18 protein-coding genes are annotated in these 19,776 nt (G+C 71.0%); 11 read left to right on the top strand and 7 right to left on the bottom strand.

Going from position 1 to position 19,776, the window contains the following annotated elements; translation table 11 throughout:
• Positions 1-5: 5 nt before the first annotated feature.
• Positions 6-1,592: an NAD(P)/FAD-dependent oxidoreductase gene (locus NR111_RS05500; protein ID WP_256820186.1), complete on the top strand. Its 1,587-nt coding sequence runs from the start codon at positions 6-8 to the stop codon at positions 1,590-1,592.
• The gene (locus tag NR111_RS05495) at positions 1,589-2,422 is read left to right on the top strand and encodes an SDR family NAD(P)-dependent oxidoreductase (RefSeq protein WP_206474032.1); all 834 of its coding nucleotides are present in this window, start codon (positions 1,589-1,591) and stop codon (positions 2,420-2,422) included. Before NR111_RS05500 ends, NR111_RS05495 begins: the two co-directional genes overlap by 4 nt.
• Positions 2,423-2,686: 264 nt before the next feature.
• On the opposite strand, the gene NR111_RS05490 is transcribed toward NR111_RS05495, so the two are convergent.
• From NR111_RS05490 to NR111_RS05480, 3 genes are read right to left on the bottom strand one after another with little or no spacing between them, the layout of a single operon-like run.
• Positions 2,687-3,802 (bottom strand): ABC transporter ATP-binding protein, encoded by a 1,116-nt coding sequence (locus tag NR111_RS05490; RefSeq protein WP_256820185.1) that lies wholly within the window; start codon positions 3,800-3,802, stop codon positions 2,687-2,689.
• A complete protein-coding gene (locus NR111_RS05485; RefSeq protein ID WP_256820276.1) occupies positions 3,795-5,375 on the bottom strand; it encodes an iron ABC transporter permease in 1,581 nt (526 codons plus the stop codon). Before NR111_RS05485 ends, NR111_RS05490 begins: the two co-directional genes overlap by 8 nt.
• Before the next feature lie 48 nt (positions 5,376-5,423).
• Positions 5,424-6,467 carry an ABC transporter substrate-binding protein gene (locus tag NR111_RS05480; protein WP_256820184.1) on the bottom strand — a complete coding sequence of 348 codons (1,044 nt, stop codon included), beginning with the start codon at positions 6,465-6,467 and terminating at the stop codon, positions 5,424-5,426.
• Positions 6,468-6,618: 151 nt separating this feature from the next.
• On the opposite strand from NR111_RS05480, the gene NR111_RS05475 reads away from it, so the two are divergent.
• The gene (locus tag NR111_RS05475; RefSeq protein ID WP_256820183.1) at positions 6,619-7,083 is read left to right on the top strand and encodes an SRPBCC family protein; all 465 of its coding nucleotides are present in this window, start codon (positions 6,619-6,621) and stop codon (positions 7,081-7,083) included.
• A 48-nt stretch (positions 7,084-7,131) separates the two neighbouring features.
• On the opposite strand, the gene NR111_RS05470 is transcribed toward NR111_RS05475, so the two are convergent.
• Both NR111_RS05470 and NR111_RS05465 read right to left on the bottom strand, forming a co-directional pair.
• Complete coding sequence (locus tag NR111_RS05470; RefSeq protein WP_067713023.1) at positions 7,132-7,341, bottom strand: DUF2945 domain-containing protein; 210 nt, start codon at positions 7,339-7,341, stop codon at positions 7,132-7,134.
• A gap of 96 nt (positions 7,342-7,437) precedes the next feature.
• Entirely contained in the window at positions 7,438-8,316 is an 879-nt protein-coding gene (locus NR111_RS05465) for an alpha/beta fold hydrolase (protein ID WP_256820182.1), read from the bottom strand.
• A 266-nt stretch (positions 8,317-8,582) separates the two neighbouring features.
• On the opposite strand from NR111_RS05465, the gene NR111_RS05460 reads away from it, so the two are divergent.
• Positions 8,583-8,924: a transglycosylase family protein gene (locus tag NR111_RS05460; protein ID WP_306227424.1), complete on the top strand. Its 342-nt coding sequence runs from the start codon at positions 8,583-8,585 to the stop codon at positions 8,922-8,924.
• Between the two features lie 150 nt (positions 8,925-9,074).
• The gene (locus NR111_RS05455; RefSeq protein WP_256820181.1) at positions 9,075-10,439 is read left to right on the top strand and encodes an MFS transporter; all 1,365 of its coding nucleotides are present in this window, start codon (positions 9,075-9,077) and stop codon (positions 10,437-10,439) included.
• A 3-nt stretch (positions 10,440-10,442) separates the two neighbouring features.
• On the opposite strand, the gene NR111_RS05450 is transcribed toward NR111_RS05455, so the two are convergent.
• Positions 10,443-11,030 (bottom strand): dihydrofolate reductase family protein, encoded by a 588-nt coding sequence (locus NR111_RS05450; protein ID WP_206474025.1) that lies wholly within the window; start codon positions 11,028-11,030, stop codon positions 10,443-10,445.
• 114 nt (positions 11,031-11,144) lie between these two features.
• Between NR111_RS05450 and NR111_RS05445 the strand changes: the two genes are divergently transcribed.
• The 3 genes from NR111_RS05445 (at position 11,145) to NR111_RS05435 (ending at position 14,273) form a co-directional block, all read left to right on the top strand.
• Positions 11,145-11,639 (top strand): glutathione peroxidase, encoded by a 495-nt coding sequence (locus NR111_RS05445; protein ID WP_067713012.1) that lies wholly within the window; start codon positions 11,145-11,147, stop codon positions 11,637-11,639.
• Positions 11,640-11,720: 81 nt separating this feature from the next.
• A complete protein-coding gene (locus NR111_RS05440) occupies positions 11,721-13,007 on the top strand; it encodes an alpha/beta hydrolase family protein (protein ID WP_256820180.1) in 1,287 nt (428 codons plus the stop codon).
• Between the two features lie 93 nt (positions 13,008-13,100).
• On the top strand, positions 13,101-14,273 hold the full coding sequence (locus tag NR111_RS05435) for an alpha/beta hydrolase family protein (protein WP_256820179.1): 1,173 nt from the start codon (positions 13,101-13,103) through the stop codon (positions 14,271-14,273).
• 120 nt (positions 14,274-14,393) lie between these two features.
• Here NR111_RS05435 and NR111_RS05430 read toward each other — a convergent pair whose 3' ends face one another.
• Entirely contained in the window at positions 14,394-15,623 is a 1,230-nt protein-coding gene (locus NR111_RS05430; protein ID WP_256820178.1) for a pyridoxal phosphate-dependent aminotransferase, read from the bottom strand.
• Positions 15,624-15,718: 95 nt separating this feature from the next.
• On the opposite strand from NR111_RS05430, the gene NR111_RS05425 reads away from it, so the two are divergent.
• The 3 genes from NR111_RS05425 to NR111_RS05415 all read left to right on the top strand — a co-directional run bounded on the left by NR111_RS05425 (position 15,719) and on the right by NR111_RS05415 (position 19,721).
• On the top strand, positions 15,719-17,275 hold the full coding sequence (locus NR111_RS05425) for a PLP-dependent aminotransferase family protein (RefSeq protein ID WP_256820177.1): 1,557 nt from the start codon (positions 15,719-15,721) through the stop codon (positions 17,273-17,275).
• Positions 17,276-17,312: 37 nt separating this feature from the next.
• Positions 17,313-18,140, top strand: a complete 828-nt coding sequence (locus NR111_RS05420) for a mycofactocin-coupled SDR family oxidoreductase (protein ID WP_206474021.1) — start codon at positions 17,313-17,315, stop codon at positions 18,138-18,140.
• Positions 18,141-18,257: 117 nt separating this feature from the next.
• The gene (locus tag NR111_RS05415) at positions 18,258-19,721 is read left to right on the top strand and encodes an FAD-dependent oxidoreductase (protein WP_256820176.1); all 1,464 of its coding nucleotides are present in this window, start codon (positions 18,258-18,260) and stop codon (positions 19,719-19,721) included.
• Positions 19,722-19,776 lie beyond the last annotated feature (55 nt).

The following is a 19,776-nucleotide window of genomic DNA, read 5'->3' as shown; positions in this document are numbered from 1 at the left end:
CGATCATGATCAATTCCACCGAGCGTCCGGACCGGCCGGGCGCAGCGCCCGGAGACCCGTTGGACCTGCTGATCGTCGGGGCGGGCCTGTCCGGCATCGACCTGGCCCACCACGTGCACGAGGCGTTCCCCGATTGGCGCTGGGAGATGCACGACGCCCATGACGACCTGGGTGGCACGTGGCACACGTTCCGCTACCCGGGCATCCGCTCGGACTCGGACATGGCGACCTTCGGGTTCCCGTTCCGGCCCTGGCCGCACGACTCGACCCTCGGCAGCGGCGCGGAAATCAAGGAGTACCTCCGCGACACCGCCCGCGAGGCCGGCGCGCTCGACCGCCTGCACCTGCGCTCCTGGGTCGCCGACGCGGACTGGCGCAGCGACCACCAGCTGTACCGGATCACCTGTGTCACCGATGACGGTGAACGCATCGTGTGGGCGCGGCGCGTGCACTTCGGCTCCGGCTACTACTCGCACGCCGAGGGGTTCCGCCCCGAGTTCCCCGGCGAGGCGGATTTCCGCGGCGAGATCATCCACCCCCAGCAGTGGCCCACCGATCTCGACTACGCCGGCCGGAAGTTCGTGGTGATCGGGTCGGGTGCGACAGCCGTGACGCTGGTCCCGGCGCTCGCCGAGCTGGGCGCGGACGTGACCATGCTCCAGCGCACCCCCAGTTATGTGGGCCCGCTGCCGGAGAAGGACCTCATCAGCGCGGTGTGGCGCCGACTGCTGCCCGCCCCGTGGAGCTACCGGGCGGCGCGCCTCAACCACGGTGCGCGGGACACCGCCCAGTTCGTCATCGCACAGCGGCTGCCCTGGCTGTTCAAGGCCGGGCTGCGGCTCATGCAGAGGCGCTACATCTCGTCCGAACAGATTGACGAGCACTTCACGCCGCCGTACCGGCCGTGGGACCAGCGTGTGTGCAAGGCCCCCGACGGGGACATCTTCCGGGCGATCCAGCGTGGTGGCGCACGGGTGGTGACCGGGCACATCGACCGGTTCACGCCGGCCGGGATCCGTCTGCGGTCGGGTGAGGAGATCGAGGCCGACGTCATCATCTCCGCCACCGGCCTGCGGCTCGAGGCGTTCGGCGGCGGCACGTTGAGCATCGACGGCGAGGCGCTGGACGTCCCGAGGTTGGCGACCTACCGCGGCATGATGCTGGCGGGAGTGCCCAACTTCAGCTTCACGGTCGGCTACATCAACTCGTCCTGGACACTGCGCGCGGATCTGGTCTCCCGGTACATGGTCAAGCTCTGGAAGGCGGGCGAGTCGGTGTACGCGCCGCGCCTTCCAGAAGGGCCCGCGGACCAGCTCCTGCTGGACTTCGACGCCGGGTACATCCAGCGTGACGGCCACAAGTTCCCCAAGCAGGGCACGACCCGACCGTGGCGTTACGTCCAGAACTTCCTGGTGGAGATCCCCGAGCTTGCCTTCGGTGACCAGCGCCGCGAGATGGCGTTCGGGGACCGGGTGGAGCTCACCGACGCGCGCCGTGGGCGCGAGGCGGTCGGCGTCGGCCGCGACGGTGGGCAGGTCGAGGACGCACAGGATCACGAAGACGACTACGACGACGAGGTGGCCACCGCATGAGCCGATTTCTCCCACGGAAGAGTGCCGAACGGTCCGGGCGGGCGGTCGCCGACGGTGGTGGCAGGCGCGTGTTCATCACCGGTGCCGCGTCGGGGTTGGGGTTGGCGCTGGCCAGGGAGTACCTGGCACTCGGGGACGAGGTGATCCTCACGGACGTCCACGCCGAGCCCCCGCCCGCCGTGCAGGAACTGGTGGGGCGGTGGACGTACCGCCGGGTCGACGTCACCTCGGATGACGACTGGCGGGCCGCCGCGGAGGAGATCGAGTCGCTGGACATCCTCGTCAACAACGCGGGGATCGCGATCGGCGGTGCGCTCGGCTCCACCTCGATGGAGGCGTGGCAGCGGATCGTGGACATCAACCTGCTCGGGGTGGTGCGCGGCTGCCGGGCGCTCGCCCCCAAGCTGGGTCGGGGTGGCCGCCTGGTCATCACCGCCTCGGCCGCCGGCCTGGTGCATGCGCCCCAGATGGGCGCCTACAACGCGACCAAGGCCGCGGCGGTGGCGCTGGGGGAGACCCTGGACGCCGAGCTCCGGCCCCGCGGGGTGTCGACGTCGGTGATCTGCCCGCAGTTCTTCAGGTCCGGGTTGGCGGACTCGCTGTCCGGTGAGGACGCGCGGGCGGACGAGATGGCGCGCAAGCTGCTGTCGCGGACGCGGTTGACGTCGGAGACCATCGCCCGGCGGTCGGTGCGTGGCATCGAGGCCCGGCGCGTGGTGATCACGCCCGACGCCCTGGCGACGTTCTTCTGGTACTCCAAGCGCTTCACGCGCGTGCCCTTCCTGGGCTCGACGCGCCTCATCGGCAGGGTCGTGGCGCGCGGCCGCTGAGCAGGGACGGGTCCGGGGACGGGCCCACTGCGGCCGAGCAGAGGATTTCGCGCAGAGCCACTCGGGCGATACAGGCGAATTCCTCTGCTCGGACGGACAAGATCATCACCCGCTCCCCTCAGTGGTGCGCCGTGGACCTGCGTGACGACAACCAGGAGCTGATCGACCCCATGAGCCCCGCGGCCCGGGCCCGGGCCCGGGCCCGGGGCCGTGGGCTGTGGGCTGTGGGCCCGGGGTTCGGGTCCGTGGGCTCGGGCTCCCGTCTCAGTCCCGCGGGTAGACGAACCCGCGGCGTACGTCGATCCCCACGGCCTCGCCCACCCGCGTCGGCACGGCGGTGCCCGTCGGCACGAGGACCCGCAGTTCGATGTCCTCGTGCCGGCAGATGACGGTCCGACCGCTACGGCCGTACAGCGAGGTGACGAACTCCGCGCCGATCCGGTCGGGCCCTGCTCCGGACCGCGGCCCGACTCCTGATCCGGCCGCGGTCTCGACCCCGGCGCCGGGAGCGGACAGGGCGAGCCCTGCCGGCAGGAGGGCGAGCGTCGCCGGGCCCGTCACGGACCCGGCCGGCCCGGTCAGCGCGTCGGGGCGCAGGGTGATCCCGCCGGACTCGGACCGGAACCCGTCACCGGAGACGGTCCCGTCGACGAGCGTGGCATCGTGTAGGAAGCCCGCGACGAACGCGCTGTTCGGGGCGGCATCGAGCTGGTCGGGCACGTCGCACTGCACCAGCCGGCCCCGGTGGAGGACGGCCACCTCGTCCCCGATCGCCAGTGCCTCACCGCGGTCGTGGGTGACGTGGACCATCGTGAGGTCGTGCTCGGCGGCCAGCCGGCGGAGCATGAGTCGGAGGGACGCGCGGAGGGGTTCGTCGAGTGCGGACAGGGCCTCGTCGAGGAGCAGCACCCCCGGCCGCGCGACGATCGCCCGGGCGAGCGAGACCCGCTGCCGCTGGCCGCCGGACAGGGTGTCGGGGCGACGACGGGCGAAGTCGCCCAGTTCGACGGTCTCGAGTGCCTCCGCGACGAGTCGGCGCCGCCGGGCGGCCGGGACCTTCGCACGCCGCAGCGGGTAGGCGACGTTGTCCTCCACGCTGAGGTGCGGCCACACGGCGTGGTGCTGGAAGACCATGCCGAGACCCCGCTCCTCGGGCGGGAGGTGGATGCCGTCGCCGACAAGGGTCCTGTCGCCGACCCGGATCGTTCCCGCGGTGGGTCGTTCGAATCCGGCGATGGCGCGCAGGAAGGTGGACTTGCCGGACCCGGACGGCCCCACGAGCGCGAGGATCCGGCCGGAGTCCACCCGCACGTCGAGGTTGTCGAGGGCGACGGTCTCGCCGAAGCGGACGCCGACGCCGTGGGCGACGAGTTCAGGCACGGATACTCCTGGGTGCGGATTCGGACCCGGTGGCGGGTCGGCTGTAACGGGCGCCGAAGGCGGCCAGGACCAGCAGGCCCACCACCATGAGGACCACGGACAGTGCGGAGGAGGCGTTGTAGTCCCCCGCCCGCTGGTACTGGAAGATCACCACGCCGAGGGTCTGCGTTCCGGGCGCGACGAGCAGGACCGAGAGTGTGAGTTCGCGGACCGCCGTCACCGCGACCATGATCATGCCGATCCCGACCGACGGCAACGCCAGGCGCACGCTGGTGTCGAGGCGGGAGCGCAGCGCCTTCGCCCCGCCGATCCGCGCGGCCTCCTCCATCGACGAGTGGATCCCCGCGAGCGGTCCGCGAACGGTCTGGACGACGATCGCCGTGAACGCCGTGACGTACGCGCCGAGGATGACCCAGCGGGTGTTGAACAGCCCGGTGTAGCGGCCGAGGATGAGCCACCCGGTGGCGATCACGAGTCCCGGAACGGCCTGCGGGAGGAGCACGGACAGGAGCATCGGCTCCCGGTCCCGACCGGCCAACCGCGTGGTGAACAGCGCGACGAGCAGGCCGAGGACGCCGCAGACCACGGCGGCGCCGAGGGCGAGCACCACGGAGTTGGTCACGCCGTCGATGGTGGTCGAGGCGGTGAGCGCCCGGCGGAAGTTGTCCAGGGTCGCGGTCTCGAGGGTGAGCGGGACCCCCGGGGCGGGCAGGAGCGCCCGGACGGCCAGCCCGACGAGCGGGGCGAGGGTCACCACGACGCTGACGACCCACGCGATCACCCCGAGCGGGACGCGCGCACGGCCGAGGGCCTGCGGGTCGGCGGGACGTCCGGTGCCGCCGAACTCCACGGACCCCTTGGTGACCTGCCGGTCCAGCAGCGTGCCCAGGACGCCGAGCAGGAGCAGCACCACCCCGATCTGGGAGACGGTCTGCAGCGGTGAGGCCACGGAACCCGACTCGAGGAACCGGTAGACCATGGTGGAGAGCGTCTCGTAACCGGCCGGGAGGCCGACGATGACGGGGATGCCGAAGTCGCCGATCCCGCTGACGAAGGTCAGGGTGAACGCCGCCGCCATGGCGGGGCGGATCAGCGGCAGCGTGATGTCGACCTGCGTCCGCGACGGCCGGGCACCGGAGAGGCGGCTCGCCTCCTCCAGTTCGGCGGGGATCCTGCGCAGCGCCGCGGCCACCACGAAGTAGGCCATCGGGTAGGCGTGCAGGGTGAGGAGGAAGACCCCCCCGGGCCCGCCGTAGAAGTTCCACGGGGAGAACCCCAGCACCCGGTCCACCAGGCCGCCGTCGGTGAGCAGGCCGCTCCACGCGATGGCGCCGATGAACGGCGGGATGAACAGCGGGGTGAGCAGCAGCAGGCGGAGCGCGCCGCGACCGGGCAGGTCGGTGCGGTCGAGCAGGAACGCCATCAGCGTGCCGATGATGACCGCCCCGATCGCCGAGAGCAGCGAGCTGACGAGACTGTTGGCGGTGGCGCGGAGCAGGCCCTGGTCGATGAGTTCAGGGAGGTGGTTGGCCCCCAGCCCCAGGGAGATGACCAGGGCCAGGGGCACGACCATGACGCCCGCGAGGGACGCCCACAGTGCCAGCCGGAGGGGGAGCGTCACCTACCGGACGGCGGCGTTGAAGGCGGCCACGGCCTCGTCCTGGGAGGCGGCGATCGCCTCGAGGTCCTGGTCGAACAGCGTGATGTCGGTGAGCGCCGGGGCGCCCTCGGGGGTCCCGGCGTCGTCACGGACGGGCAGGTAGTTCTGCTCGACCGCGATCTGCTGGCCCTTCTGGGACACGATGAAGTCGAGGAAGAGCTTGGCGGCCTCGGGGTTCGGGGCGTCGGCGAAGACCGCGCCGGGCTGGGTGATGTAGGGGACGCCCTCGCTCGGGTAGCTCACGGCGATGGGCGAGCCCTGCGCGGCGAGATCGCGGACCAGGTAGTCCACCACGATGCCGACGGGCTTGGATCCCTCGGCGACGGCCTGCGAGACGGGGCCGTTCGACTCGGCGACCTGGGGGTTGTTGGCGCCGAGCCGGTCGATCCACTCCTCGCCGAGGTCGGGCTGCAGGCTCCACGCCGCGGCGTTGAAGGCGGCCGCACCGGAGACGTCCGGGTTGGGCAGGATGATCCGGTCGAGGTACTCCGGTTCGGCCAGTTCCGTCCAGGACGTGGGCGGGTCCGTGACGTCGCCGGTGTTGTAGGCGATCACGGTGGGGATGATGCGGGTGCCGACGTAGAACCCGTCCGGGTCGACGGCGACGTCCTCGATGGCGTCGGCCTCACTCGGCTGGAACTCCTGGAAGAGGTCCTGGTCCTTGTACTGCTCGAACGTCGGGACGTCGGCGGCGAGCAGGATGTCGGCGGCCACCGCGCCGGTGCTCCGCTCCGCCTCGATGCGGGCCTTGAGGTCGCCGGTGCCCGCTCGGAAGACCTTCACCTCGATGTCCGGCTGCTCCTCGTTGAACGCGGAGATGATCTCGTCGATCTTGGCCTGGGGTTCCGAGGTGTACAGGGTGACCTCGCCGGACGCGGCCGTGGAGTCGGACGTCTCGCCGGAGCCCGTGGTGGCGGGCTCGGAACAGCCCGCCAATCCGAGGGCGCCGGCCGCGAACACCGCGACCGACGCCAGAACCGCCCGGCGACCAACAGACCTCGACACAGCGACCACTCCCAATCTAGGACCTTCGAATCGATATCCCATCCTGGCACCCGCATCGGTCGGGCTAGGGCTATCGGGGTGAATCCACGGTGAATTCGGAGCGGACGACCGACCGGATGCGTTCCGCTGTCCCGGGGTGCACGGTGGGGTCATGAGTAATCCCACTGCCATCACCGTCGAGCGCGTGATCGACCACTCGGCGGCCGAGATCTTCGAGTTCCTGACCAACCCGGAGAACCATGCCCGTCTCGACGGGTCGGGCTTCGTCCGGGGCGACTACAAGTCCGACCGCATCCAGCAGGTCGGCGACGTCTTCTCCATGGACATGGAGGGCGAGCACATGGGCGGCGAGTACCGCATGGACAACCACGTGACCGGCTACGGCAAGGACAAGATCCTGGCGTGGCAGCCCGCACCCGCCGGCACCGACCCCAAGGGCTGGGAGTGGGTCTGGGAGCTCGAGGCGCAGGGCCCGGACTCCACACTGGTGCGTCACACCTACGACTGGTCCAAGGTCACAGACAAGGACGTGCTCAAGAAGGTGTCGTTCCCGCTGGTGTCGGAGCAGCAGATGGAGGATTCGCTGTCCAACCTCGCCTCCGCCGTCTCCGGCTGACCGCCGCGGCGCCCGGCCGCAGCGCACCGCAGCCTCGCCGCAGTCGCGTCAGTCGATCTTCCGTAGCGCCGAGCCCTTGTGCATGGCCAGGTGGCCGGTCTTGTCGCTCTCGATCTCGTACTGCGGTTCGTCCGTGCTGCAGCGCCGCATGCGCCCCTTGAACTCGACGTCCTCGGTGTGGATCTCGCGGATCACGCCGCGCACCATCCCGGCCTCGGAGTTCCACTCGACGTGGTCGCCCTTCGTGTAGTCACTCATGCGGCCAGTATGTGCGCCGGGCGGCGGGAGTGCACGGCCATCTCTCCCGCCAGCTCGAGCGGGCGAGCTCACACGGGCGAACTCACACGGGCGACCTCACGCCGGCGCGGTCAGCGCGCGCAGCATCTCGTCCCAGTGGGCCAGCGGCAGCAGGTGCCCCTGGCCCTCGTAGACCGTCAGGTGGGCCGAGGCCAGATGCGCGGCGAGCCATCGCCCGTGGTCGGGTGGGGCGATCTCGTCGTCGTCGCCGTACCAGAGCAGCACCGGCGCGGCGATGTCCTCGACCCGGAAACCCCAGGGCCCCACGAACGCCACGTTGTCCCACGCGATCGCGTCGGCGCCCCGGCGCAGCGCCTCGCGGAAGTTGACGAACAGGGCGTGTCGGGCGTCGGGGTCCGCGACCACGGCCGGGTCGCTGGCCGCGAACATCCAGTCGACCCAGGGCGCCGCCTCGTCGTCGCGGACCGAGAGCATCGCGTCGAGGAAGTCGGAGTTGCCGGTGCGGAACACCTCCGCCGCCCGGGCCGGGTCGTCGGGCAGGTGCGACAGCGCGTCGAGGTCGTTCGGCGTGAGTGATTCCCGCGCGCCCGGCCTGCCCTCGTACGGCGCGAGACCACCGGAGACCCCGACCCGCAGCACCCGCCCGGGCAGCGCCGCGGCGGTGGCCAGCGCGAACGCCCCACCCCCCGACCACGCCGACACCGCGAACCTCCCGAGGCCCAGGGCGTCGGCGATCGCCTCTACATCACGTGTGACGCCGGCCAGGCTGATCGGCCCTGCGTCCGACCGGCCGTACCCGGGTCGGTCGAATCCGATCACGCGGACGCCGGCCCGTGCGGCGAGCCCGGCCCCGAAGTCCGCCTCGAGCCGCGACCCCGGTGTGCCGTGGAAGTGGATCAGCGGCGCGCCGGAGGGATCACCGCACTCGTGGACGGCCACCGTGCGGCCGTCGATGTCCACCCGGTGTTCGGTCATGTCGACGAGCCTAGGGGTGCCTGGACATCCGGCGGGTCGACGACGACGAGGTGAGCCTTCTCACGCGACCGGTCCCGCCTGGCGTCGATCCCGCCGAACCGGTGCGGTGACCAGCAATGATCCGTCCCCGCCGTGCCCCCGTGTGCTGCTCGGCCCCGGCCCCGGACCCGCGGAGGGGGTTGCGGGGGCCCGCCGGTCGGTTCGTAGTGTCGGCCGCCACGACAGGAGATCGACGCACGACACGAGATCCACAGGAGGTCACGGAGATGCAGAAGAAGCTCGTACGAACCCTGACCGGCGCGATCATGGCCGGCGGTATCGCCGCCGGGGGCGCGTCACTGGCCGCTCCGGCGGCGAACGCGGCCCCGCCGAGCGCGTGGGACCAGGTCGCGCAGTGTGAGTCCGGTGGCGACTGGCACATCAACACCGGCAACGGCTACTACGGCGGCCTGCAGTTCGCGGCCCAGACGTGGAGCGGCTACGGCGGCGGCGAGTTCGCCGCGACGGCCGACCAGGCCACGCGCGAGCAGCAGATCAAGATCGGCGAGCGCGTGCTCGCGGGCCAGGGCCCGGGCGCGTGGCCGAACTGCGGCGGCCCGCTCGCCTGATCTGCGCGCGTCCGCTTGCCTGATCCGGGCGGACACGCACAGAGAGCACGCGACCGGCGCCGGGGTGATCCCCCGGCGCCGGTCGCCGTCTGTGCGAGGCCGCGAAGGGGCCCGGATGCCCCGGCGGGCGGGCCGCTATTCTCTTGAATGGTGACCACCGCCGAACGCTTCTATTCTCGCCTCGTCACCCGCGATGCCGACGCCGAGCGCGACCTCCCCGACGTCGTCCGCCGCGAGCTTCCGCGCAACGGGCTGAGGCTCGTGGCCGCCAACACGCTGCAGTCCTCGGGTGACCAGACGGTCAACGCATCGACCGTGCTGCCGTGGCTGTTCCACGTGCTCGGGGTGCCGGCGGCACTGGTCGGTCTGCTGGTGCCGATCCGGGAGTCCGGGTCGATGCTGCCGCAGGCCTTCCTCACGCCGCTGGTGGTGCGGGTGCGCCGCCGCAAGTGGGTGTTCGTCACGGGCGCGCTGGTGCAGGCGGCATCGGTGGCGGTGATGGCCGCGATCGCCGCCCTCGGGCACGGGACGGCGGCGGGCATCGGGATCCTCGCCGCGCTCGTGGTGTTCTCGCTGGGCCGCTGCCTGTGCTCGATCGCGTCGAAGGACGTGCAGGGCCGCACCATCCCGTCGGGGGAGCGCGGTCAGATCATCGGTCTGGCGACCTCGGCGGCGGGGCTGGTCGCGATCACGCTCGGCCTGGCCATCCGGCTCCTGGGCGGCGGCGACCTCGACAGCACCGAGCTGGCGATCCTGCTGGTCGCGGGCGCGGTGCTGTGGGCGCTCTCGGCGTCGACGTACTCCCGCGTGGTCGAGCCGGCCGGGGAGGGGCGCTCCCGCCGGGGAGCGAAGGACCACGGCGCGGCCGCCGGCGGCGCGTCGGAGGAGTCGACGTCGTGGTTCGCGGACGCGGCCCGCCTGTTCCGCGACGACGCCACGTTCCGCAAGTTCGTGACCGTTCGTGGCCTGCTGCTGGTGTCGTCCCTGAGCCCGCCGTTCATCGTGTCGATGTCGGTCGCCTCGGGCACGGGCGCCCTGGCAGGGTTGGGCGGGTTCATCCTCGCCTCGGGTGTGGCGTCGCTGATCGGGGGACGCGTCTTCGGGCGGCTGGCCGACCGGTCGAGCCGACTGCTCATGGCGGGTGCGGCCACGGCCGCGTCGGCGGTGGCGGTCGCGTTGGTGCTCGCGGTCTCGGTCCCGGGCTTCGACGGTGGGTCCGCCCTCGGGGTCACGGTCTTCGTCGGCGCCTACTTCTTGCTCACGCTGCTGCACTCCGGTGTCCGCGTCGGCCGCAAGACCTACGTGGTGGACGTGGCCGAGGGTGACCTCCGGACGACCTACGTGGCAGTGGGCAACACGGCCATGGGGATCATCCTGCTGGTGGTGGGCGGGATCAGCTCGGCGCTCGCGGTGCTGGGCGTGCAGTGGGCGCTGGTCTTCCTCGCCGTGCTCGGGGTGGTCGGCGCGGTGTCGGCGGTGACGATGCCCGAGGTCTCCCGCGGTGCGGCCCGCTAGATCTCAGACGCCCGGGTCGAATCCGCAGACGTCGTAGATCAGCTTCTGCACACCGTTGGGGTACGCCTGGCTCTCGACCAACTCCAGCTTCTGCCGGGGCTTGTCGGTGTCGCTCCACATGCGCTTGCCGGCGCCGAGGACGAACGGGAACACCAACAGGTGATAGCGGTCGATGAGCCCGGCGTCGGAGAGGTTCCGGGCCAGCGTCGCCGACCCGTGCACGAGGATCGGCGCCGGTTCGGCCTCCTTCACCGCGGCCACCTCGTCGAGCGTGCGGAGGATCGTCGTCGTCCCCCATCCCTCGACGAGGTCACCCTCGACCAACGTTGTGGACACCACGTACTTGGGCATGGCGTTGTAGCGGGGGAACTCGTCGTCCATCTGGGGCCATACGGCGGAGAACGCCTGGTAGCTGACGCGGCCGAGCATCATCGCGCCGGCCTCGTCCTGTTCGCGGGCCTTGATCGAGTAGACGTCCTCGTCGAAGTCGACGGCGAACGTCCAGCCGGTGTTGCGGTAGCCGGGCTCGCCGCCCGGGGCCTCGACGACGCCGTCGAGCGAGACGAAGGCGGTGTAGATGACGTGACTCACGGGCAGACTCCTCACGCGGGTCTGCCAGAGTACGCCCGCACGCGGCGCCTGAATACGGTCACAATGGCGTCGAGGGCCGGCCGACCGGGGTCGGGACGACGACGAGGAGTGCCCATGCGCCACGACCAGACCACTCTCGCGGATTTCCGGGCGAGCCTGCTCGACGGGAGCGGGAAGGACTTGTCCGACTACGCCGGGCAGGTCGTCCTGGTGGTCAACACCGCGAGCAAGTGTGGGTTCACGCCGCAGTACAAGGGGCTGCAGAAGCTGTACGAGGAGTTTCGCGACGAGGGCTTCGTGGTGCTCGGGTTCCCGTGTGACCAGTTCGCGCACCAGGAGCCGGGCTCCGACGAGGAGATCGGCGCGTTCTGCGAGCGCAACTTCGGCGTGGAGTTCCCGCTGTTCTCCAAGGTCGAGGTCAACGGCTCGGATGCTCACCCGCTCTACGAGTGGCTCAAGTCCGAGAAGTCCGGGGTGCTCGGCGGCCGGATCAAGTGGAACTTCACCAAGTTCCTCGTGGGCCGCGACGGCCACGTGATCGACAGGTTCGGACCCAACCGGAAGCCCGAGGACCTGCGCGAGGCGGTCGAGGCGGCACTGCGGGGGTAGCGACTCGCACGGCGCGAGTAACGATTTCAGCTGAGAACGGATTAAGCTCCGTAAGTCACTACTCACAACATATGGAGCTTCATGTCCTTCGGACTCCGCCGCGCCGCGGCCGCGACCGCCGGCGCACTCGCCGTCGCCCTGACCCTCGGGTCGGCCACTCCCGCTTTCGCCCAGACCGCCAGCATCGACCCCTCGACGCTCATCGACCCGTCGGCGCTCGGCCAGGAGGACTTCGAGGCGATCATCGACGCCGTCGGCTCCGTGCCGATCGGCTCGGCCGCAGGGATTCTCGGGTCGGTCGGCTCGGCCGACGTCCCACTCGGGGAAGGGTCCTCGGAAACCGTCGGCACGCCCACTCCGGTCGACGAGTCGATCACCAAGACGGAATTTCGTGGAATCGAGCGCTACCGCGCCGATAAGGCCGGGAACGATCAGGCGTACGAGTACTGGACCATCGCCTCGAAGGCAATGCAGCGTGAGATCACCGTCGAGGTCGTCCCCTCGCGCGGCACGGGCGAGGCGCCCGTCCTCTACATGCTTGACGGCGTGGGTGCGCCGATCAGCAGCACCGGCTGGGCCCACCAGGCGTACATCGCTGATCGGATGGAGGACGAGAACGTTCACGTGGTGAACCCGGCGGGTGCTTACGCCTCGTACTACACCGACTGGGAGGAGATCGACCCGGTCTTGGGCAACAACAAGTGGGAGACGTTCCTCACCGAGGAACTGCCGGTGATCGTCGATGAGCGGCTCAACACGAATGACAAGGCAGCCGTCGGCGGCATCTCCATGGGCGCTCAGGCGGCCATGCATCTTGCGGCTACACACCCTGATGTCTACGACGCCGTGATGTCTTTCAGTGGCTTCTACTCGACCATGGACGCCCTCGGGTACCAGACCGTGCGGCTTTCCGTTGAGACTCGCGGTGGAGACGTCGAGAACATGTGGGGCCCGCACCGCAGCGCGCGGTGGGCGGAGAACGACACCATCTCGCACCCGGAGGGCCTGCGTGGCAAGGCTGTGTACTTCTCGGCCGGCAACGCCGAGATCGGTCCCGATGACGTCAAGCAGTACGGTGCCAACTACCAGGACCTGATAATCGGGTTGGTGCTGGAGATGGGCGTGTACGAGAACTCGAAGGCCTTCGAGAAGGCACTCGATCGTGCCGGGATCGAGCACAAGGTGGACTTCGCCGACACCGGCCTGCACAACTGGCCGAACTTCCTCAAGAATTTCGAGTCCGGATGGGACTACATCAAGCCCGCCTTGTACGGCGGAGACGTCGAGCCCGGAACGGGCACCCCGGGTGCATCCGGCTCAGCCGGTTCCTCCGGCTCGGCCGGGTCCCTGGGCTCGTCCGGATCCTGATTCATCATCTGAGAAGCGGTCCTGCGCCCTCCCTCACCGGGGCGCAGGGCCGCTTCTGCATCGTCTGATCAGCTTCGCAATGAAGGGCACCCGATGAACATCCGCCACCGCACCACCGCCACCGCTCTCGCGGCCAGCCTGTCCCTGGGATTCGCCGCGCCCGCCTCCGCCCAGATCGGCGGCGATATCGACACCTCGTCCCTGGGACTCGAGGAGGTCGAGCTGATCGGGTCGGCGGCCGGTTCCCTTCCGCTGGGCTCGACACTCGGGTCGCTCGGGTCGGCCGGTTCCACCAACATCCCGCTCGGTGGCACCGGGTCCTACGTGGAACTCCCCAACCCGCCGCGACCGCGCGACGACTCGATCGACTCGGTCGAACTCCGCGCCATCACCCAGCACGGAGGTTACGAGCACTGGCTCGTCACCTCCGCCGCCTTGCAGCGCGAGATCGTGCTCGAGGTGCTCCCGTCCCGCGTGACGGACAAGGGGTCGGCGCCCGTGCTGTATCTCCTCGACGGGGTCGACTCGGTCGAAGGAAACTCGGGCTGGAAGCGGGCCGGGAACATGCCCGCGCGCATGGCCGAGGAGAACGTCCACCTGGTGACACCTACGGGAGGCCCCTCCTCGTACTGGTCCGATTGGCAGAGCGAGGACGAGGTCTTCGGCTACAACAAGTGGGAGACGTTCCTCACCGAGGAGCTGCCCGGCCTCGTCGAGGCGGAACTCGCGACCCGGGGTACGAAGCACAACGGCAAGAACGGTATCGCCGGCGCGTCGATGGGTGCGCAGGCGGCAATGCATCTAGCGGCCACGTACCCGGGGCTGTACGACGGCGTCATGGCGCTCTCCGGCTACTACTCGACCACCGACGAGCTGGGCTACCAGTCGGTCCGTGGCTCGGTGGATGGGCGCGGCGGCGATTCCGCCAACATGTGGGGCCCGCGCGGAAGCGATCTGTGGAAGTACCACGACACGATCTCCCACCCGGAGGGTCTCGAGGGCACCGCGGTGTACTTCGCGACCGGGGGCACGGCGGTGTCCGAAGGGGATCTCCGGAACTACGGCGACGACTACTTCGCCATGCTGCAGGGCCTGGTGCTGGAGAAGGGGGTCATCGAGGGGGCCAGGAGCTTCTCCCGCGAACTCGACCGCCACGGCATCGCGCATCGCGTGGACTACGGCGACGAGGGCCTCCACGGGTGGCAGACGTTCGTCGACTACATCACGCCCGGCTGGAACCACATCAAGCCTGCGCTGCAGAACTGAGCGACGGCGGGAATCCCCCGCGCACGCCCGTCGAGAAGACAGTTCCGCACACCCGCCTCTCGCGCGACGTGTGCGAAACTGTCTTTTCGATGGAGTCGACGGGGTCGATGCGGCGGCTGGTCAGGCCGCGGCCAGCCGCAGGCGGTCCAGGTGCCGGGCGATCGCGTCGAGCGCCCGGTCGAGCACCGGAGCCTCGGGAAGGCACACGATGCGGAAATGGTCGGGTTCGGGCCAGTTGAAGCCGGTCCCGTGGGTGACCAGGACGTGCTCGGAGCGCAGGAGGTCCAGGGCGAACTGCTCGTCGCTGGAGATGCCGAACATCTCGCGGTCGAGGCGCGGGAAGCAGTACAGCGCGCCCCGCGGCGCCACGCAGCTCACGCCGGGGATGGCGTTGAGGCGCTCGGTGGTCCGGGCCAGCTGCCGCTCGAGTCGACCGTCCGGGTCCACCACGTCGTGGCCCCACGGTGAGTCCTCGGCCAGGGCGACGGGGATCGCGTGCTGTGCGGGGACGCCGGGGCAGACCCGCATGTTGGACAACAGGGTCAGTCCCTCCAGTAGGTCGGTGGCGTGGGAGATCGGGCCGGTCGCGACCACCCAGCCGGCCCGGTAGCCGCACACCCTGTACGCCTTGGACAGCCCGCCGAAGGTCAGGCACAGTACGTCGTCGCCGGCCGCCCGCGCGGCGTGGTGGTGGCGGGCGTCGCCGAAGAGGACCTTCTCGTAGATCTCGTCGGACAGCAGGACGAGCCCGTGGCGGCGCGCGATGTCGGCCATCCCCCGGACGGTGTCCTCGCTGTACACCGCGCCTGTGGGGTTGTTGGGGTTGATCATCACCAGGGCGGTGGTCCGCGGGGTGACCCGGGATTCGATGTCCTCGAGCGACGGGTTCCACCCGTCGGACTCGTCGGCGAGGTAGTGGACGGGCACGCCCCCGGTGAGGTTCACGGCGCCCGTCCAGGTCGGGTAGTCCGGGGCGGGGACCAGGATCTCGTCGCCGGGGTCGACCATGGCCTGCAGGACCAGCGTGATGAGTTCGCTCACGCCGTTGCCGAGGAAGACGTTCTCGGGCGAGACGCCACCGATCCCGTGTCGGCGGTAGTAGTCCGCCACGGCCTCGCGGGCGGTGGGGATGCCGCGGGAGTCGGAGTAGGCCTGCCCGGCGGCGAGTCCCGCCGCCACCGCGTCGACGAGCTCCGGCCGGGCGGTCAGCCCGAAGGGGTGCATGTTGCCCAGGTTGAGTCGCAGGATGTCGTGTCCCTCGGCCTCGAGGCGCATCGCCTCGGTGAGGATCGGGCCACGCACGTCGTAGCGCACGACGCGGAGTCGTCGGGACTGGCGGTAGGTCGTCATGGACCCCATCCCACCCTGAAAGTGGCGCCCCCGGAAGGACCATTTCGCGCAGAATTGTGAGACCACTGTGCGGCGCCGTGACCTACGATTCCCCCATGGCCCGCACCGCTCGCTCCGGATCCCTGGTGGTGGGGCAGGTGTCGGGGGCTGCGGAGTTGGCGGACGCGATCATCGATCTGGTCGCCGACGGATCCGTGGCCGACGGCGACAGGCTGCCCTCCACGCGCGCGCTCGCCGAGCAGACCGGACTCTCCCGCGGGACTGTGGTCCGCGCCTTCGACGAACTGTCGGCGGCCGGCTTCATCGTCTCCACCCAGGGGTCGGGGACCCGGGTCGCCGCCGGAGCCGGTCAGGCGGCACGGGCAGGGGCGCGGACGCGCGGAGTCAGCCGAACCTCGTCGTCGTCGCCACTCATACGGCAGGGCACCCGCACCTCGTCACCGGAGGTTCCGGCGGCGACCACTGCCCCGCCCGCGCCCCCGGCGCCGGCCACACCCACACTGCGCCGCGGCCGGTCGCCGCGCGATCTCCGTCCCGGGATCCCCGATGCCTCCCTCGTCGACGAGCGGGCCTGGCGGTCGGCGGTGCGCGCCGCCGCGGCGCAGGGCCTGGCGGGTCTGAACCCGTGGGAGGAGCCGAGCCCGGCGTTGCGCGTCGCGTTGGCCGATCACCTCCGCCGGCATCGGGGGATCGCCGCGGGCGACCCGGTGCTGTTCGACAGTTCGCGGTCGGCGATCGCGGCCCTCTGCGCTGCGTTCGTCGCCGGGCAGCAGGGGCGGGCCGGGGGCGGGACCGTGCGGTTTCACACGGAGGACCCCGGGTACCGCGGTGCGGTGCTCATGGCCCGGGAGCAGGGCCTGGAGGTGCGGTTCCATCCCGCGCGGCCGGGCGGCCTCGACGCTGCGCGGCTGGGGGCGGAGCCGGCGATCGTCTTCACCACGCCGGCGCACCAGTTCCCGCTGGGGCACCGCATGAGTGTGGACCGCCGGGTCGCGCTCGTGGAGTGGGCGCGGCGGACGGGGTCGCTGGTGATCGAGGACGACTACGACGGTGAGTTCCGCTACGGCGTCGCCCCCCTGCCCGCGCTGGTCAGCCTCCCCGCCGCCACCGATCACGTCGCCTACGTGGGCACCTCGTCCAAGTCCGTGGCCCCGGACCTGCGCGTGGCGTGGTGTCTGCCGCCGACGGCGATGCGCCGCGAGGTCGAGCGCTGGCTCGCGGTCCACCGGCGCGGCCCGTCGTCTCTGCCCGCCGAGGCGCTGGCCGCGTTCATCGCCTCGGGCGCGATGGACCGGCACCTGGCGCGGGCGGCGCGCGTGTACAGCGACCGTCGTTCCCGGCTCGTGGCGGCGCTGCGCCGGGAATGCCCGGACCTCGAGGTCACGGGCGTGGAAGCGGGGCTGCACCTGTGTGTGGTGCTGCCCGGATATGACGACGACGAGGTGGTGCGCGCGCTCGAGCGGGCCGGGTGGCGCACGCGGTCGCTCGGAGGGCAGTCCGCGCAGCACGCGGTGTCCGGCCTGGTGCTGAGCTATGCGCGGCTGGCGGCCCGCGACGCGGCCGACTTCGCGGTGGAGCTCCGACGGGTGCTGGAGCGGCTCGGATCGGGAGGAACGCCGACCACTCGGACCCCGACGGTGTTTGAATCCTGACGGTAGTCAACTCATCGCATCGGAAAGCGGTTCACACATGGGTCAGGAACAGTCACTGGCGGGCAGGGTCGCCTTCATCACCGGCGCGGCGAGGGGGCAGGGGCGCAGTCACGCCGTGGAGCTCGCCCGGCGGGGGGCGCGGATCCTCGCGCTCGACATCTGCGAGGACGTCGACACCGTCCCCTACGGGCTGGCAACCGCCGACGACCTGCAGCAGACGGTCGCCGAGGTCGAGGCGGTCGGCGGGGAGATCGTCGCGGTGACGGGCGACGTGCGCGAGCCGGCGGACGTCGCGGCGGCGGTCGACGCCTGCCGGGAGCGCTTCGGCGTCCCGGACATCGTGGTGGCCAACGCGGGGATCAACTCCCAGCGCGGCGAGGAGCCGGACGCCCAGCAGGCGTTCCTGGACACCATCATGGTGAACCTCGTGGGGGTGTGGAACACGGTCCACGCCATCGCCCCGCTGATGATCGAGCGCGGCGAGGGCGGGTCGATCGTCCTCATCTCGTCGACCAACGGCTTGTCCGGGCGGGGAGGCGACGGGTCAGGCGCGGCCACGGGGTACACCGCCAGCAAGCACGGGGTGGTGGGGCTCATGCGCAGCTTCATGATCTGGCTCGCGCCGCACAACATCCGCATCAACACGATCCACCCGGCCGGCGTCCTGACGGCGATGGTGGCGCACGACGAGATGGCCAGGTGGTTCGCGAACAACCCCGAGGGCCACACGATGGGCAACGCCCTGCCCGTGCCGATGCTCGAGCCCATCGACATCTCGCGGGCCGTTCTCTACCTGGTGGAGGAGTCCGGCCGTCACATCACCGGCGTCGCCCTGCCCGTGGACGCCGGGTTCACGGCGAAGTAGTCCGGCCGGCCGCCGGTGGGGAGACCGGCGGCCGGAGGAGCGGATGCGAGGGGACGTGACCGGTCTTACAGTGAGCGCCAGCGGCATCCGCGGTGAGCACCCTCCAGGAGGCGCACGATGGGCACTTCATTCTGGCGACGCACGACGATCGATTCCCCGGGGGCCGAGTTCCCGGACGGCGAGCACGTCGACCTGGTGATCGCGGGGGCCGGGTTCACCGGCCTGATCACGGCGCTGATGGCCGCCGCGCGCGGCAAGGCGGTCGTGGTCCTGGAGGCGCACACGGTGGGCGCGGGGGCCAGCGGCGCGACCACGGCCAAGGTCTCGGTCCTGCAGGGCACCCGGCTGTCGAGCATCCGCTCCAAGCACGGGTTGGAGACGGCGCGCGCGTACGCCGACGCCAACCGGTACGGACTCGACTGGTGGGCCGAGTTCTGCGAGACCCACGGCGTCGACTCCCAGCGTCGGCGTGCGGTGACGTTCTCCAAGGGACGGATGGGCACGTCGACCCTGCGCAAGGAGATGAAGACTCTCGTCGACCTGGGTCTGCCCGCCCGCTGGTACGACCGGGTGGACGTGCCGTTCCCGGCCCGGTCCGCCGTGGAGCTGCCGGATCAGATGCAGATCGACCCGGTGGAGGCGCTCGCGGCGCTGGCCCGCGCGGCCACGGCCCTCGGCGTGCGGATCGTGGAGCACGCCCGTGTCACCGCACTCACAGCGCAGGGGACCGGGGACGACGCGTTCGTCGAGGTCACCGCCCATCCGGGAACGATGACCGCCCGCGACGTCGTGCTGGCGACCGCGTCCCCGGCCCTGGACCGCGGCCCGACCGTCGCGACGATGGAACCCGAACGGTCCTACCTCTGCGCGTTCGAGTACCCCGGTGGCCTGCCGGAGGGGATGTACGGCTCGGTCGAGAGCCCGGTCCGCTCGCTGCGGACGGTGCCCTCGCCCGGCGGTGAGGTGCTGTTCGTCGGCGGCAACGGGCACCGCACCGGCACCGCCACGGGGACCGCGTCCAAGATCGACTCGCTGCGGGAGTACGCGGAGAAGTACTTCCCCGGCGCGACGATGACGCACGGCTGGTCCGCGCAGGACTTCCACCCGGTGACGATGCTGCCCAAGTCCGGGCCCCTGCCGTGGGGCAGGGGGCGCGTGCACTTCGCGGGCGGCTACAGCAAGTGGGGCCTCACGGGCGCGCCGGCGGCGGCCGGGATCATGGTGGACCGGCTCGAGGGCGTGGACCCGCGGGTGTCGTTCGGCAAGCCCAGCATCACGGGCATCGCGAAGAACGCCGTGCCCCTGTTCGCGGACGTGCCCGTCCAACTCGCGGCGACCGCGGCGCAGGCGATCGTGCGCAAGCCACGGCCGAGTATCCGACCGATGGGGGAGGCGACGGGCGACGACGGCGAGACCTGCCGCGTCGGCCTGCTGTGCCCCCACATGGGAGCCGCGCTGACGTGGAACGACGTGGAGCGGTCGTGGGACTGCCCCTGGCACGGGTCCCGCTTCTCGGCGTGTGGCGAGCTCATCGAGGGCCCGGCCACCAGTGACCTCAAGAGGTACGACACGCCCCGCTGACCCGACCGGCTGGCGCGCGCAGCTGACACGACCGGCTGACATGAGCCGCGCCCCG

Origin of the sequence: Dietzia sp. Die43, from assembly GCF_024519835.1 — a bacterium.
Lineage (GTDB): Bacteria > Actinomycetota > Actinomycetes > Mycobacteriales > Mycobacteriaceae > Dietzia > Dietzia kunjamensis.
Note: the sequence above shows the minus strand (reverse complement) of the source record. Positions and strands in the feature narration are given on the sequence as shown.

Bases quoted from the DNA above. Each gene is read 5' to 3' on its own strand.
- NR111_RS05495 (WP_206474032.1), top strand. From the start codon at position 1,589: ATGAGCCGATTTCTCCCACGGAAGAGTGCCGAACGGTCCGGGCGGGCG.
- NR111_RS05470 (WP_067713023.1), bottom strand. From the start codon at position 7,341: ATGAGTGACTACACGAAGGGCGACCACGTCGAGTGGAACTCCGAGGCC.
- NR111_RS05465 (WP_256820182.1), bottom strand. From the start codon at position 8,316: ATGACCGAACACCGGGTGGACATCGACGGCCGCACGGTGGCCGTCCAC.
- NR111_RS05475 (WP_256820183.1), top strand. From the start codon at position 6,619: ATGAGTAATCCCACTGCCATCACCGTCGAGCGCGTGATCGACCACTCG.
- NR111_RS05425 (WP_256820177.1), top strand. From the start codon at position 15,719: ATGGCCCGCACCGCTCGCTCCGGATCCCTGGTGGTGGGGCAGGTGTCG.
- NR111_RS05500 (WP_256820186.1), top strand. From the start codon at position 6: ATGATCAATTCCACCGAGCGTCCGGACCGGCCGGGCGCAGCGCCCGGA.
- NR111_RS05445 (WP_067713012.1), top strand. From the start codon at position 11,145: ATGCGCCACGACCAGACCACTCTCGCGGATTTCCGGGCGAGCCTGCTC.
- NR111_RS05485 (WP_256820276.1), bottom strand. From the start codon at position 5,375: ATGGTCGTGCCCCTGGCCCTGGTCATCTCCCTGGGGCTGGGGGCCAAC.
- NR111_RS05430 (WP_256820178.1), bottom strand. From the start codon at position 15,623: ATGACGACCTACCGCCAGTCCCGACGACTCCGCGTCGTGCGCTACGAC.
- NR111_RS05415 (WP_256820176.1), top strand. From the start codon at position 18,258: ATGGGCACTTCATTCTGGCGACGCACGACGATCGATTCCCCGGGGGCC.
- NR111_RS05420 (WP_206474021.1), top strand. From the start codon at position 17,313: ATGGGTCAGGAACAGTCACTGGCGGGCAGGGTCGCCTTCATCACCGGC.
- NR111_RS05460 (WP_306227424.1), top strand. From the start codon at position 8,583: ATGCAGAAGAAGCTCGTACGAACCCTGACCGGCGCGATCATGGCCGGC.
- NR111_RS05440 (WP_256820180.1), top strand. From the start codon at position 11,721: ATGTCCTTCGGACTCCGCCGCGCCGCGGCCGCGACCGCCGGCGCACTC.
- NR111_RS05435 (WP_256820179.1), top strand. From the start codon at position 13,101: ATGAACATCCGCCACCGCACCACCGCCACCGCTCTCGCGGCCAGCCTG.